General features: G+C 69.0%; 11 protein-coding genes. 5 read left to right on the top strand and 6 right to left on the bottom strand.

Annotation, left to right across the window (positions count from 1 at the left end):
• Positions 1 to 2 precede the first annotated feature (2 nt).
• On the bottom strand, positions 3 to 464 hold the full coding sequence (locus H0B43_RS05435) for a gamma-glutamylcyclotransferase (RefSeq protein WP_185728967.1): 462 nt from the start codon (positions 462 to 464) through the stop codon (positions 3 to 5).
• A gap of 116 nt (positions 465 to 580) precedes the next feature.
• Between H0B43_RS05435 and H0B43_RS05430 the strand changes: the two genes are divergently transcribed.
• Together H0B43_RS05430 and H0B43_RS05425 are read left to right on the top strand one after the other, a co-directional pair.
• Positions 581 to 1984, top strand: a complete 1404-nt coding sequence (locus H0B43_RS05430; RefSeq protein ID WP_185728968.1) for an NAD(P)H-quinone dehydrogenase — start codon at positions 581 to 583, stop codon at positions 1982 to 1984.
• A 169-nt stretch (positions 1985 to 2153) separates the two neighbouring features.
• A complete protein-coding gene (locus H0B43_RS05425) occupies positions 2154 to 3338 on the top strand; it encodes a PLP-dependent aminotransferase family protein (protein WP_185728969.1) in 1185 nt (394 codons plus the stop codon).
• Here the strand turns inward: H0B43_RS05425 and glpK are convergent.
• Positions 3323 to 4816, bottom strand: a complete 1494-nt coding sequence (gene glpK, locus H0B43_RS05420; RefSeq protein WP_185728970.1) for a glycerol kinase GlpK — start codon at positions 4814 to 4816, stop codon at positions 3323 to 3325. The genes H0B43_RS05425 and glpK overlap by 16 nt on opposite strands.
• 50 nt (positions 4817 to 4866) lie before the next feature.
• Here glpK and glpD point away from each other — a divergent pair, with 50 nt between their 5' ends.
• On the top strand, positions 4867 to 6609 hold the full coding sequence (gene glpD, locus H0B43_RS05415) for a glycerol-3-phosphate dehydrogenase (protein ID WP_185728971.1): 1743 nt from the start codon (positions 4867 to 4869) through the stop codon (positions 6607 to 6609).
• Here glpD and H0B43_RS05410 read toward each other — a convergent pair.
• Entirely contained in the window at positions 6587 to 7123 is a 537-nt protein-coding gene (locus H0B43_RS05410; RefSeq protein WP_185728972.1) for a hypothetical protein, read from the bottom strand. The two genes, glpD and H0B43_RS05410, sit on opposite strands and share 23 nt — an antisense overlap.
• Positions 7124 to 7307: 184 nt before the next feature.
• The gene (locus tag H0B43_RS05405; RefSeq protein WP_185728973.1) at positions 7308 to 8267 is read right to left on the bottom strand and encodes an oxygenase MpaB family protein; all 960 of its coding nucleotides are present in this window, start codon (positions 8265 to 8267) and stop codon (positions 7308 to 7310) included.
• Positions 8268 to 8320: 53 nt separating this feature from the next.
• Between H0B43_RS05405 and H0B43_RS05400 the strand changes: the two genes are divergently transcribed.
• Together H0B43_RS05400 and H0B43_RS05395 are read left to right on the top strand one after the other, a co-directional pair.
• Entirely contained in the window at positions 8321 to 8899 is a 579-nt protein-coding gene (locus tag H0B43_RS05400; protein ID WP_185728974.1) for a TetR/AcrR family transcriptional regulator, read from the top strand.
• Between the two features lie 7 nt (positions 8900 to 8906).
• Positions 8907 to 9638, top strand: coding sequence for a DUF1353 domain-containing protein (locus tag H0B43_RS05395; RefSeq protein WP_185728975.1), 732 nt, complete (start codon positions 8907 to 8909; stop codon positions 9636 to 9638).
• Here H0B43_RS05395 and H0B43_RS05390 read toward each other — a convergent pair.
• Together H0B43_RS05390 and H0B43_RS05385 are read right to left on the bottom strand one after the other, a co-directional pair.
• Positions 9635 to 10384, bottom strand: a complete 750-nt coding sequence (locus tag H0B43_RS05390) for an Fpg/Nei family DNA glycosylase (RefSeq protein ID WP_185728976.1) — start codon at positions 10382 to 10384, stop codon at positions 9635 to 9637. The two genes, H0B43_RS05395 and H0B43_RS05390, sit on opposite strands and share 4 nt — an antisense overlap.
• Position 10385: 1 nt before the next feature.
• Entirely contained in the window at positions 10386 to 14894 is a 4509-nt protein-coding gene (locus H0B43_RS05385) for an ATP-dependent helicase (protein WP_185728977.1), read from the bottom strand.
• Positions 14895 to 14937 lie beyond the last annotated feature (43 nt).

The following is a 14937-nucleotide window of genomic DNA, read 5'->3' as shown; positions in this document are numbered from 1 at the left end:
CCCTATTCGGTGCCGGGCCCGACGTTGCGGCTGTTGCGGGTGCGCAGGTCGCGCACGTAGTCGGAGGGGGCTCCGGCGATCTCCGCGGCGTCGGCCATCACCCCGAGGTAGCGGGCCGACGGCAGGCCGCCCTCGTAGGCGTCGAGTACGTACAGCCACGCGAGAACGGGTTCGCCGTCGGTGTCGACGCGGACGCGGATCTTGCGGTGGATGCCGAGCTCGGAGCCCTCCCAGCGGTCGAGGCTGACCTCGTCCTCCTCGGGGACGTCGTAGAGCACGACGAACACCTTGGAATCGGGGTCCTCGACCACGGTGGCGAGTGCGCCATCCCAGCCGATGTCCCCGCCACTGAACGTCAGGCGCCAGCCGTGCAGCCACCCCGTCCCCGCCATCGGCGAGTGAGGGCAGCGCTGCAACATCTGCTCGGGATGCATGTTGGACCCGTAGGCGGCATAGATCGACACGGCGGCAAGCCTAAACGGTGGCTAGTAATCTGTTGCATGCAGTGCACGACACGACGCGCTGCGACCGCTCGAGAAGCCGGCCGGAGACCCCGGTCGACAGTTGAATTGGAGGACAGATGACCCGAATCGTGATCATTGGTGGCGGGCCTGCCGGATACGAGGCAGCGCTGGTGGCCGCACAGCACGGCGCCTCCGTCTCCTTGGTCGATTCGGACGGGCTGGGCGGCGCCTGCGTCCTGTTCGACTGCGTGCCGTCCAAGACGTTCATCGCTTCCACCGGCGTGCGCACCGACATGCGGCGGGCCACCGACCTGGGCATCGCGCTCGATCCGGAACAGGCCACGGTCGCTCTGCCGCAGATTCACGCGCGCGTGAAGAGCCTCGCGCAGGCGCAGTCCTCCGACATCCGCACCCGCCTGCAGACGGTCGGTGTCGAGTTGCTGTCGGGCACCGCCGAGCTCACCGACTCGCGGCTCGGCATGGCGTCGCATCAGGTGTGCGCCACCCTCGAGAACGGTGAGAAGAAGACACTCGACGCCGACGTCGTCCTCATCGCCACGGGTGCGAGCCCACGCGTGATCCCCGGTGCGGAGCCGGATGGCGAACGAATCCTGACCTGGCGCGACCTCTACGACCTGGACGAGTTGCCCTCGCACCTCGTCGTGGTGGGTTCCGGTGTGACCGGCGCCGAGTTCGTGTCCGCCTACACCGAGATGGGTGTCAAGGTCACGCTCGTCTCCAGCCGCGACCGCGTGCTGCCCGGGGAGGACGCGGACGCTGCCCTCGTGCTCGAGGACGTCCTCGCCGAACGCGGCGTCACCCTCGTCAAGCACGCCCGGGCCGATGCCGTGAAGCGCACCGAGGACGGCATCGTCGTCGTCCTCGCGGACGGTCGCACCGTCGAGGGCAGTCACGCCCTGATGACGGTCGGTTCGGTGCCCAACACGCAGAATCTCGGGCTGGAGAAGGTGGGCATCGAACTCGACAAGGGTGGGTACCTGCGCGTCGACCGGGTCTCGCGGACGCCGGTGTCCGGCATCTACGCGGCGGGAGACTGCACCGGCCTGCTGCCGCTGGCGTCCGTCGCTGCCATGCAGGGCCGCATCGCGATGTACCACGCGCTCGGTGAGGGCGTGAGCCCCATCAAGCTGAAGACCGTGGCGTCGGCGGTGTTCACCCGCCCGGAGATCGCCACGGTGGGCGTCAGCCAGGCCGCGATCGACGACGGCGAGGTGCCCGCCCGCACCGTCATGCTGCCGCTCAACACCAACCCGCGCGCGAAGATGTCCGGCCTGCGCCGCGGTTTCGTGAAGATCTTCTGCCGCCCGGCCACCGGTGTGGTGATCGGCGGCGTGGTGGTCGCCCCCAACGGGTCGGAACTGATCCTTCCCATCGCGATCGCCGTGCAGAACAACCTCACGGTCAACGATCTCGCCGCGACGTTCTCGGTGTACCCGTCGCTGACCGGGTCGATCACCGAGGCGGCACGTCAGCTGATGCGGCACGACGACCTGGACTGATCTCGAAATGTGGGAAACGCATTTCACATGGTGACGTATGCGGTGGGATAGTCGAGACACGGTCCGAAATCATCGACCGTGCCTCGGCGCTCTCCCGCCCCGCAGACCCAGGACGGACAGGGTGTTCCCCACCTGACCTCTGCTTCGACGTGCCTCCTGGGAGTCGTACATGCCGCACTCACTCGCCCGCCGCATGGCGGGGCTGCACAGCTCCGCCATCCGTGACCTGCTCACCCTCACCGCCCGGCCCGACGTCGTCAGCCTCGCAGGCGGGCTACCCGACCCCGAATTCATTCCGCGCGAACGTATCCGGAAGGAAGCGGAACTCGCGCTCGCGGACCCGGCGTCCGTCCAGTACGGCGAGACCACCGGGTTGCGCCGGCTCCGCGACGTGCTCGCCGAACGCGAGGGCGCCCGGATCGGCAGACCGCTGGGCGCCGCGGACGTCGTCGTCACCCACGGCTCGCAGCAGGCGCTGAGCCTCCTGGCTCAGGTGCTGCTCGATCCCGGCGACGTCGTGATCGTCGAGGAACCCGCCTACACCGGAGCGCTGCAGGTGTTCCGGGCGGCGGAGGCCGACGTCCGGTCCGTCCCGCTCGACGCCGGCGGCATGGACACCGCGGCCCTGGAGGGTCTGCTCGCGGACGGGCTGCGGCCCGCCGTGGTCCACACGGTGAGCAACTTCCACAATCCGCGTGGCGTCGTCCTTGCGCAGGGTCGCCGGAAGCATCTCGCCGCTCTGGCCGACCGGTACGGCTTCTGGGTGATCGAGGACGACCCGTACGGTGAGCTCTTCTTCGACGGTCCGCCCCCTGCGCCCGTGGCGGCCCTGTCGGATCGCGTGATCCGGCTGTCCAGCGCGTCGAAGATCCTGGCGCCCGCACTCCGGGTCGGTTGGCTGCACGGCGACCGGCGGGTGTGCGAGGCCGTCGAACTGCTCAAGCAGGGCGCAGACCTGTGCGGTTCGTCCCTGACGCACCAGATCGCCGCGGGACTGCTGTCCGACGAACCGTGGCTGGACCTGCACCTGGACATGCTGCGCGACCGGTACGGCTCCCGTGCCCGGGCGCTCGCCGACGGCGTCTCCTCGACGTTCGGCGACCGCGCCCGGGTGTCGTCCGCAGTCGGCGGGATGTTCTGCTGGACCGAGTTCGCCGACCCGGGCCTGGACACCGCGGCGCTGCTGCAGACCGCCGTGGAGCACGGCGTGGCCTTCGTCCCCGGATCCGCGTTCGGCGTGGCCGCGGGGCACCGGAGCGCGCTGCGGCTGTGCTTCGCGACCTGTTCGGAGGGCACGCTGACGGATGCGGCGGCGCGACTCGGCGCGGCCTACGCCGCTCACGCCCAGTCGTAGGTCCGTTCGACGGCCTTGTTCCATTCGGCGTAGAGCCGGGTGGACTCGGCCTCGTCCATCGCGGGCTCCCAGGTCTTGTCGACGGCCCAGTTCGCGCGGATGTCGTCCTCGCTCTCCCAGAACCCGACCGCCAGACCGGCGGCATACGCCGCGCCCAGCGCCGTCGTCTCGTTGACGACGGGACGGATGACGGGCACCCCGAGGATGTCGGACTGGAACTGCATGAGGGTCTCGTTGACGACCATGCCGCCGTCCACCTTCAGGGACGCGAGTGCGACACCGGAATCGGCGCGCATCGCCTCGATCACCTCGCGGGTCTGGTACGCGGTGGCCTCCAGCGCCGCGCGGGCAAGGTGGCCCTTGTTCACGAAGCGGGTGAGCCCCACGATGGCGCCGCGGGCGTCGGGCCGCCAGCGGGGGGCGAACAGTCCGGAGAACGCGGGCACGAAGTAGGCCCCGCCGTTGTCCTCGACCGACTTCGCCAGGTCCTCGATGTCCTTGGCCGACTGGATGATTCCGAGGTTGTCGCGCAGCCACTGCACCAACGACCCGGTGACGGCGACAGACCCTTCCAGTGCGTACACGGCCGGCGTGTCACCGATCTTGTAGCAGACGGTGGTGAGGAGGCCGTGCTTGCTGTGCACGGGGGTGGTCCCCGTGTTGAGCAGCAGGAAGTTCCCCGTCCCGTACGTGTTCTTCGCTTCGCCCTCCGACAGGCAGGCCTGCCCGAACGTCGCTGCCTGCTGGTCGCCGAGGATTCCCGCGACGGGCACACCCGGCAGCGTCCCGCGTTCCCGTCCGACGCCGTAGACCTCGGACGAGCTGCGGATCTCGGGCAGCATCGACATCGGAATGCCGAAATCGGCGCAGATCTCCGGATCCCAGTCGAGCGTCTCGAGATTCATCAGCAGGGTGCGGGAGGCGTTGGTGACATCCGTCACGTGCGTGCCCTCGGTGATGTGCCACAGAATCCAGCTGTCGATGGTGCCGAAGCAGAGTTCGCCCGCGTCCGCCCGCTCGCGTGCGCCGTCGACGTTGTCGAGGATCCACCGGACCTTCGGCCCGGAGAAATACGTGGACAGCGGCAGGCCGGTGCGCTTCCGGTACCGGCCCGGCCCCTCGTCGCCGCCGAGTTCCGCGCACAGTGCGTCGGTGCGCGTGTCCTGCCAGACGATCGCGTTGTACACGGGTTCTCCGGTGTTCCGGTCCCACACCACCGCCGTCTCGCGCTGATTGGTGATACCGATCGCGGCGATGTCGCGTCTGGTGAGATCGGCTTTCGCGAGCGCGGACGCCACCACCTCGCGGGTGTTGATCCACAGCTGCATCGGGTCGTGTTCCACCCAGCCTGCGCGCGGAAAGAACTGGTCGTGTTCCTTCTGGGCGACACTGACCACGGCGCCGTCGTGATCGAAGATCATGCAGCGGCTGGAGGTGGTGCCCTGGTCTATCGCGGCGATGTACTGAATCACACGCATGAAGCTACTAGCCTGGGCATGAATCCGTCGTCATCTCACAGGAGCCCGAGTTGAGTAGTCAGCCAGGTGTGCAGTTCCTCGGTCCCCGGCAGCGCGATGCCGCGTGGGACGAGCTGCAGACCGAACAGTTCGACGTTGTCGTGATCGGCGGCGGTGTGGTCGGGGCCGGCGCGGCGCTCGACGCGGCCACCCGCGGGCTGAAGGTGGCGCTGGTGGAGGCGCGCGATTACGCGTCGGGAACGTCGAGTCGCTCGTCGAAGATGTTCCACGGCGGCCTGCGCTATCTCGAGCAGCTCGAGTTCGGTTTGGTCCGGGAGGCGCTCCGCGAACGGGAACTGTCGCTGACCACCCTCGCGCCACACCTCGTGAAGCCGCTCAAGTTCTTGTTCCCGATCACCCACCGGCTGTGGGAGCGCCCCTACATGGCGGCGGGCATCTTCCTCTACGACCGGATGGGCGGCGCCAAATCGGTTCCGGCGCAGAAGCATCTCACCCGCGCGGGTGCACTGCGGATGGCGCCGGGGCTCAAACGCAATTCGCTGACCGGCGGCATCCAGTACTACGACACCGTCGTCGACGACGCCCGGCACACCATGACCGTCGCCCGCACCGCCGCCCATTACGGGGCCGTCGTGCGGACGTCGACGCAGGTGGTCGGTTTCCTCCGGGAAGCGGACCGGGTGTCCGGGGTGCGGATCCGGGACTGTGAGGACGGCCGCACCGCGGACGTGAAGGCACACGTCGTCATCAACGCCACAGGAGTGTGGACCGACGAGATCCAGGCGCTGTCGCGGCAGCGGGGCCGGTTCCGGGTCCGTGCGTCCAAGGGCGTCCACATCGTGGTGCCGCGCGACCGGATCGTCAGCGACGCCGCGATCATCCTCCGCACCGAGAAGTCGGTGCTGTTCGTGATCCCGTGGGGCAGCCACTGGATCATCGGCACCACGGACACGGACTGGAACCTCGACCTCGCGCACCCGGCGGCCACCAAGGCCGACATCGACTACATCCTCGGCCACGTCAACAAGGTGCTGGTGACGTCGCTGACCCACGACGACATCGACGGCGTCTACGCGGGTCTGCGTCCGTTGCTCGCCGGGGAGAGCGACGAGACGTCCAAGCTGTCCCGCGAGCACGCCGTCGCGCGGGTCGCGCCGGGCCTCGTCGCCATCGCCGGAGGCAAATACACCACCTACCGTGTGATGGCCGAGGACGCCGTGGATCTCGCGGCCGAGGACATTCCGGCGCGGATGGCGCCGTCCATCACCGAGAAGGTCCCCCTCGTGGGTGCGGACGGCTATTTCGCGCTGGTGAACCAGACCGTCCACCTCGGCCGGTTGTACGGACTGCACCCGTACCGCGTGAAGCACCTGCTGGACCGGTACGGCTCGCTGATCGGCGAGGTGCTCGATCTGGCGTCCGACAAGCCGGAACTGCTCCAACCGATCACCGATGCGCCCGCGTACCTGCAGGTGGAGGTCGTGTATGCGGCCGCGGCCGAGGGTGCGCTGCACCTCGACGACATCCTCGCGCGGCGCACCCGCATCGCGATCGAATACTCGCACCGCGGTGTGAACTGCGCCGAGCAGGTGGCGCAGCTGGTGGCTCCGGTCCTCGGCTGGGACGCCGACGACGTCGACCGTGAGGTGAAGACATATCAGGCACGGGTGGAGGCGGAGGTGCAGTCGCAGGCGCAACCCGACGACCTGTCCGCCGACGCGTTGCGGGCGGCGGCTCCCGAATCGCGGATCGAACTGCTCGAACCGCCGGTCAGTGTGTCAGAAATACCTTGATGATCACGATGATCGCCGCGACCGCGGCGAGACCGAACGCCGCCCAATGGGTGCCGGACGTGACCTTCTCGCGGCGCAGTCGGCTGATCACGTAACTGATCGAGGCGATCCTCGTGATCATCACCAACTCGGCTGTCAACTGCGCGGTTTTCGGCTCCAGCCAGCCGATCAGCGCGGTGGCCAGGATGACACTGGGGAACACCGCCGACGTGAGGATGGGCAGGCCGTCCCGGAGTTCCCCGCCGCGTTCGGCCCGGGTGAGGGTGCGGTCGAGACGCAGTGTCTGGCCGACGGACTCGGCGAACACGTGCGCGAGGAACGTGGACAGCGCCGCCCCGACGACGATCGCGATGCCGACGGTTTCCTGCGACTTCGTGACGGGGATCAGCGCGGCGAGGACGAGGATGTTGCCGTAGATGTAGGCGCTGATGCGCCGGGCGACACGTTCGGTGTCGATCGAGGCATCGGTCAACTGCGCGGGGCGGTTGAAGAGCTTCGGAAGGTCCCACTCCATGGTCCCGAGCATTCCACGCGCGTGCAATCAGCGAGTGTGGACGAGCGATTTCGGTGCGTGTGCGGCGACGACCCCGGAGAGCGCCATGACGACGAGGGCTGCAACAGCGAAGAATTCCATGGGATCGAGCGTCGTACCAGAACCCGTGAGCAGTGTGTTCGTTGTCTGTGAGCTCCCTGGGAACTCAGAGCTTCGGGCTGTAGTGCTGCGGGTCGTCGCGCCGTCCGATCGGCGGAAGATTGCGCCGCGGTGTGTGGACGAGCGGTGCGTGCGCAGGCGTTCGTCCGGTCTCGCGGTCCCAGCCGGCGCGGGCACGTGGGTGATAGCGGTACCGCCACGGGACGAGGCGGAAGGCGGCGCCCACCGCGCGTCCGACGGCCTTGTGCAGCCGCGCGTCGCGCGTGGTCCAGCGGTAGCCGAGGAGGTCGCGGATCGGTTGGTCGTACATGCCGACGGTGAGCCACACGAAGCCCTTTGCCACCGGGACGCGGAGGATCGCCCAGATCGGACCGGGTAGCCACGACAGGAACGGGGGCACGCCGAGACCGGAGAGGTCGAGGACGTCGCGAGTGGCCTTGTTGTCTTCGAGGACGTTGCGGCACATGTGGTCCCAGTACTCCTGGAACGCCTCCCAGGTGTCGGGGACGGGTCGCATGCTCATCCCGTAGAGGCGGTACCACTGGATGTGCTCGGTGAAGAGCCGGCGCTTCTGGTCCTCGCTGAGACCACCCATGAAGTGGTCGCCCGTGAGGACGGTGCCCATGAAGAACGTGGCGTGCGCCCAGTAGAACGTGTCGGGATCGAGGGCGTGATACCTGCGGCCGTGCTTGTCGATCCCCTTGATGGTGTCGTGGTAGCCGCGCACCTGCTCGGCGGTCTGCCGAGCACGGTCGCCGTCGAAGACGACGCCGCCGATCGGGTACAGCGACCGGTACAGCCGTTCCCATCGCTCGTCGAAGAAGCGGGAGTGTTCCTCGACGCCCGCGCCGAGTCCGGGATGCATGTTCTGCATCGAGCCGGCCCAGACACCCTGCAGCATTCCGCGCCAGTCGCCGAAATACTTCCAGGTCAACGAATCGGGGCCGAGCGGGACGGGAGCCGGGGCCGGGACGGGCGTGCCGTCCGCGTTCAAGTGACTACGCACGTTGTCAGACTAGGATCTGACAACACGCGTAGTCAAGGACGGAGGCGGGACGAGTGACGTTGGAGGACCGACGGGAAGCGCGGCGGAACTCGCTGCTGCGCGCGGGCGTCGCGCTGCTCGGTGCGCCGGACGGTCCGGCGGTGAACGTGCGCGCGGTCTGCCGTGCCGCGTCGCTCACCGAGCGGTACTTCTACGAGTCGTTCCAGGACCGGGACGAATTCGTGCGCTCGGTCTACGCCGCCGTGGGCGATCAGGCGCAGACCGCGCTCGTCGAGGCCGTCGCGTCCACCCAGACCGCCCGGGAGCGCGCCGAAGCCGCGGTCGACGCGTTCGTGAAACTGATGGTCGACGATCCCGCGATGGGCCGTGTGCTGCTGCTCGCACCGCTGTCGGAACCCGCGCTGAGCCGACGGGGCATCGACCTCATGCCCGGCTTCGTCGGGCTGGTGCACGACCAACTCTCGGCCGTCGACGACGAGGTGGAGAAGCAACTCGTCGCGATCGGTGTCGTCGGCGCACTCACGACACTGTTCATCGGGTACCTCGACGGAACTGTTGCCGCGTCGCGCGAGCAATTCGTCGCGCATTGCGTCACTCTGGTGGTGGAGGCAAACAAGGCCGGCCACGAGTGAGGTGCGCATGCCGTTCCAGGTATCCGTGGACGATCCGACTCGCCCGCAACCCGAGCTCCGGGTGCTCGACCGCAAGTTCTTCCAACTCGTCGGCGAATTCGTCTACGTCCACGACGACACGGTGGTGACGGTGCCCGGGTGCGCGCCGATGCCGTGTCTGCTGCGCACGGATCTCGCGTCGATCCCCGCCCCGCTGCAAGGGCTGCTCACCCCGTACGGCCGTCAGTTGCTGCCCGCGATCATGCACGACGACCTGTGCAAACGCGCGAGCGCCCAGGGGCGGGAGGGAAACGCGCTGCGACGGCGCGCGGACGAATTGTTCCGGCTGGCCCTGCTCGACGAGGGCGTCGGGCCGTTCCGCAGTCGCATCTTCTGGGTCGGCGTCGAGGTCGGCCGGTTCTGGACGTTCACCGACTTCGCCCGGTTCCTGCTGATCACACACCAGGTGTTCGGGATGCTGTGCTGGGTGGTGGGCGTGCCGTGGGCCGTGACGACCTCGCATTTCGGCCTGGCGACGCTCTTGCTCGCGCTGCCGGTTCTGCTGTCGCTATTGTGGCGCAGGGATTTCCCCGTCGCCCTGCTCGGGTGCATTCTACTGCCCGTCATCGCACCCACGTATCTGCTGACCATCGCCACCGCCGCGGTGCTGTGGGTGCCGGATGGTGCCGCCTGGCTTCTCGGCCGCCGGCGGACACGCAGGCCGCCGCCGCTGGGGCCGCCGACCACGGTTCTGCGTTAGCTCCCGGCGGGGGGTTGGCAATACGTGCAGAAGAAGATTTGCTGCTGGCCGAGGTCGTGGCCCTCGATCACCGTCCGGCACCGGCGGCAGCGCTGTCCGGCACGCCCGTACACCCACGACCGACGCCGGATGGAGTTGTTCTTGTCGGCGTGAATTATGCGGTGCGCGAGCGTGACCATTGCGGGCAGGTCGCTCACCTCGGCCGCCGGCGTATACGGGTGGACGCCGCGGAGGAAACAGACCTCGTTGCGGTACACATTGCCGAGACCGGCCAGGTTGCGCTGGTCGACGAGCGCCAGCCCGATGGGCTGGTCGCCGGCGGCCCGCAGATTGCGGATCGCGGTGTCGGCGTCCCAATCCGGCCCCAGCACGTCGGGACCGAGGTGCCCGACCACGGACTCCTCGTCGTCACGCGCCAGGATCTCCGTGATGCCCAGCGAAAATCCGACCGCCACCCGATCATCGGTAGCCAGCACGATGCGCGCCTGATGGGTCGGCCGCCGCCACTTGGAGTCCGGAGCGTAGATGTGCCACGCGCCCTCCATCTTCAGATGGGTGTGGATGGAGTAGTCGCCGACGCGGATGAGGAGGTGCTTGCCCCGGCTGACGACCTCGTCGACGACCTGGCCGGTCAGGTCGGCGGTGGCATAACGGGGCACCCGCACATCGCACCTGGTCAGCACCTTGCCCTCCAATGCGTCGCGCAGCGAGTTGGCGGTGCGCCAGACGGTGTCGCCTTCGGGCATCTCAGGCTCGCAACCGGAAACCGCGCGGCGTGGGCGAGAACCCGGCCTCGGTCAGGATCGGAGCGAAGTCGCTGCCGTGGATGGTGTCGCCGTCGACCTTCTCGACCACGATCTTGTCGATCCCTCCGCGTTTGACCACCCCGGCGAGGGCGACGGCCGCGGTGCGGAGAACACCGGGGTCGTCGGTGAAGGTGAGGACCGTGCGACCGCCCCGTTCGACGAACAGGATCAGCTCGCCCTCGACGAGCACCACGAGGCCACCGGCCTTGCGTCCGGGCCGGTGCGCGGGTGCGTCGTCACCGCGTTTCGGCCAGGGGAGCGCCGCACCGTACGGGTTGGCGGGATCGCTCGCGGCGAGCGTCACGGCGGGCAGCGCGGTGTGTCTGCCCTCGAGTGAGTCGCCGTAGCTCCGGAGTCGGTCCACCACGGGTGGGGTGGAGAATTGCGCACCGCCGAGCGTGTCGACGAAATGTCCCCGCCGGCAGCGACCGTTGTCTTCGAACGTGCCCAGCACCTTGTACATCAACGCGAAGCCCCCGGGCACGTTTTCGGTCATCACGGACCCGCGGGTGACCACCCCGTATCGCTCCAGCAGCAGTTCGGCGGTGGCGCTGGCCCGCAGGGTGGCATCGGATTCGGCGGCGGGGAGGATCGACCACCGTCCCCCGGCCGTGGGTGGCGCGGTGCGCTTCGGAACCGCGAGGCTGCGGTAGGCGCGGGCGCGTGGAGGTCGTCGCGGCGAGCGGTGGCTCGTCGTGGTCCGAGTCGTGTCCGACAGCAGGGCGCGCACCGGGGCGAGGGTGTCGTTGCCGATGTGTCCGAGCCACACCAGATCCCACAAGGCGGTGGCCAGTGCCGTGTCGTCGGACATGTCGAGGGTGTCCGCGAGTTGCCGGAAGAAGTACGCGCCACCGCCGGCGAGTGTGTCGAGGACCGGGCTCTGGACCTCCGACAGTTCCGATTCCACCGGCGCGGTCAGTGTGAGCGGAGCGGTGTCGGCCGGGTGGAGACACACCCATCCGTCCTTGCCCGAGATGCTGCCTGCGCCCGACCACAACACCTCGCCGGTGGACGTGAGTTCGTCGAGCATGGCGGGGGAGTAGTCGGCGACCCGCGACGGCAGGATCAGCGATTCGAGCGCCGAGGCGGGAACCGGAACGCCCGCAAGCTGTTCCACGACAGTGGCTACCCCGTCGATGCCGCGCAGTGTGCCCCCGACGTGTTGCCAGCTCGGGAGGAAGCGGCCGAGGGTGGCCGTGCTGACCGGTTCGACCTCCTGACGCGCGGCGGCCAGAGAACGCCTGCGGAGTCGGCGGAGCACCTCGGCGTCGCACCACTCACTGCCCGTGGCACCGGGCCGGAACTCGCCCTCGACGACGCGTTTGCCCTGCGCGAGCCGCTGCAACACGTCGCGGGCCACCGCGGAACCGAGCCCGAACCGGGTGGCCGCGTCGGTGATCGTGAACGGGCCGTGGGTGCGGGCGTACCGGCTGATCAGGTCGGCGAGTGGATCGTCGACGGGTTCGATGAAGGCGGCGGGCACCCCGATGGGCAGCGGCACTCCGAGGCCGTCCCGTAGGCGCGCGGCGTCCTCGATGGCCGTCCACCAGTCGTGACCGGCGAAGGACACGGCGAGCGCTCGTTTGGCGCGCACGAGCTCGTCGAGCCAGGGGGTGGGATCGGTCGTCGACCGGGCGGCGACTTCGTCGGAGGTCAGGGGCCCGAGCATGCGCAGCAGGTCGGCGACGCCTTCGAGATCCTTCGCCTTGCGGTCGGGCAGCAGGCGCTGCAGTTCGAGTTCGGCGTGGGCGATGACGTCCGCGTCGAGCAGTTCGCGCAGTTCCACCCGTCCGAGCAGCTCCGCCAGCAGTGTCGAGTCCAGGGACAGGGCCGCCGCCCGGCGTTCGGCGAGGGGGCTGTCGCCCTCGTACATGAATTCGCCGACATAGTTGAACAGCAGCGCGCCGGCGAACGGCGACGGCGACTGCGTCTCGACCTCGACGATGCGAATCTGACGGCGTGCGAGCTTACGGAACAGGTCTTTCAGCGCCGGGAGGTCGTAGACGTCCTGCAGGCATTCGCGGACGGTCTCGAGCAGAATCGGGAACGTCGGATACCTGCGGGCGACGTCGAGCAGCTGGGCGGACCGTTGACGCTGCTGCCAGAGTGGTGCGCGTTTGCCCGGTGTGCGGCGTGGCAGCAGCAGCGCCCGGGCCGCGCATTCGCGGAACCGCGACGCGAACAGCGCGGAACCGCCGACCTGTTCGGTGACGATGTCCTCGATCTCGTCGGTGTCGAACGCGAACAGGTCGGCGCCGGGTGGGGTGTCGTCGGTGTCGGGGAGGCGCACGATGATGCCGTCGTCGGAGGCGGTCGCGTTCGAGTCGAGACCGTACCGTTCGCTCAGCCGCGCGCTCACCGCCAGCGCCCACGGCGCGTGGACACGCTGGCCGTACGGCGAGTGCAGGATGAGCCGCCAGTCGCCGAGTTCGTCCCGGAACCGTTCGACCACCAGAGTGCGGTCGGTGGGGACCTGACCGGTCGCCGCCTTCTGCTCGGCGACGAGCTGCACGAGGTTGCTCGTGGCGTTCTCGTCGAGTCCGCCGGTACGGCAGCGTTCCTGCACCTCCGTCTCGTGCCCGAGTGAGACCTCCCGCAGGAACTGTCCGAGTGCCTCGCCCAGTTCCGCCGGACGCCCCAGGCCGTCGCCGTGCCAGAACGGCAGCCGCCCCGGCTGGCCGTAGGCGGGGCTGACCAGCACCCGGTCGAAGGTGATCTCCTCGATCCGCCAGCTGGTGGCCCCGAGTGCGAAGACGTCGGTGACCCGCGACTCGTACACCATCTCCTCGTCGAGTTCGCCGACGCGGGACGCCTTCTCGCCGACCATGTAGACCGTGAACAGGCCGCGGTCGGGGATGGCACCGCCCGACGTGACGGCGAGTCGCTGCGCCCCGGGACGTCCCGTGAGGGTGTTGGCCTCGCGGTCCCAGACGAGGCGGGGCCGGAGCTCGGCGAATTCGTCGGACGGGTACAGACCCGCAAGGAGGTCGAGGGTGGACTCGTACGCAGAGCGTGGCAGCGTCGCGAACGAGCCGCTCCGCCGGACCGTCTCGAACCAGTCGTCGACGTCGAGTGGTTCGAGTGCGGTGGCCGCCACCGTGTGCTGGGCAAGGATGTCGAGCGGGTTCGCGGGGACGGCGAGCGCCTCGATCTTGCCGGTGACCATCCGCTCGACGGTGACGGCGCAGTGCACCAGATCTGTGCGGTGCTTCGGGAACACCACGCCGCGCGAGATCTCCCCGACCTGGTGTCCGGCGCGGCCGACGCGCTGCAGCCCATTCGCCACCGACGGTGGCGCCTCCACCTGGATCACGAGATCGACTGCGCCCATGTCGATTCCGAGTTCGAGGCTGCTCGTCGCGACCACGCACCGCAGCCGTCCCGACTTCAGGTCGTCCTCGATGAGGGCTCGCTGATCCTTGCTGACCGACCCGTGGTGGGCGCGGGCGAGGAGGGGGTCCGCACCGAAGTTGACCTCGGACGGTGCGCCGATCTGCGACGCGGGTTTCGGGTTCTTGTCGACGGCGGTTCCGGCGCGTTCGGCGTAGATCTCGTTGAGGCGCGCGGTGAGGCGCTCGGCGAGGCGTCGCGAGTTGGCGAACACGATGGACGACCGGTGCGCCAGCACGAGGTCGACGATCTGTTCCTCGACGTGCGGCCAGATCGACCCCGCGTGCGGCGTCGCCGAGGCCGAACCCTCGGCCGGTTCGGCGAGCCCGAGTTCCGTCATGTCCTCGACCGGCACTTGAACGGTGAGGTCGAACGTCTTCGGCGACGGCGGCGCCACGATGCGGATGGGCGCCGAACCGGACAGGAACCGGCCCACCTCCTCGTGGGGCCGCACCGTCGCGGACAGACCGATGCGCTGCGCCGGCGTCTCGAGCAGCTGGTCGAGGCGTTCGAGCGACAGGGCCAGGTGGGCGCCGCGCTTGGTGCCGGCCACGGCGTGCACCTCGTCGACGATGACGGTGTCGACCTGGGTGAGCGTCTCGCGCGCAGCGGACGTGAGCATCAGGAACAGCGACTCGGGGGTGGTGATGAGGATGTCGGGTGGATTCTTGATCAGCGCGCGCCGGTCGCCGGCCGGTGTGTCGCCGGAGCGGACACCCACCGAGATTTCCGGCGGCGTGAGCCCGAGCCGCTTCGCCGTCTGCGTGATCCCGACGAGTGGCGCGCGCAGGTTGCGTTCGACGTCGACGCCCAGCGCCTTCAGCGGGGAGATGTAGAGGACCTTGGTCTTGCGGTCCTTCCCGTCGGTGGCGGCGAGTTGGTCGAGGGACCACAGGAACGCGGACAGTGTCTTGCCCGACCCGGTCGGCGCGACGACCAGCGTGTGCGCTCGGCTGGCGATCGACTCCCACGCACCGAGCTGCGCGGCCGTCGGCGCGGGAAAGGCGCCGCCGAACCACTCGCGCGTGGCGGCAGAGAATCTGCCCAGGACGTCGGTCACCGTTCCATAGTGCACCGGGGGTACGACACGCACGGCACATCGA

The sequence above is a fragment of the Rhodococcus sp. 4CII genome, assembly GCF_014256275.1.
Classification (GTDB): domain Bacteria; phylum Actinomycetota; class Actinomycetes; order Mycobacteriales; family Mycobacteriaceae; genus Rhodococcus_F; species Rhodococcus_F wratislaviensis_A.
Note: the sequence above shows the minus strand (reverse complement) of the source record. Positions and strands in the feature narration are given on the sequence as shown.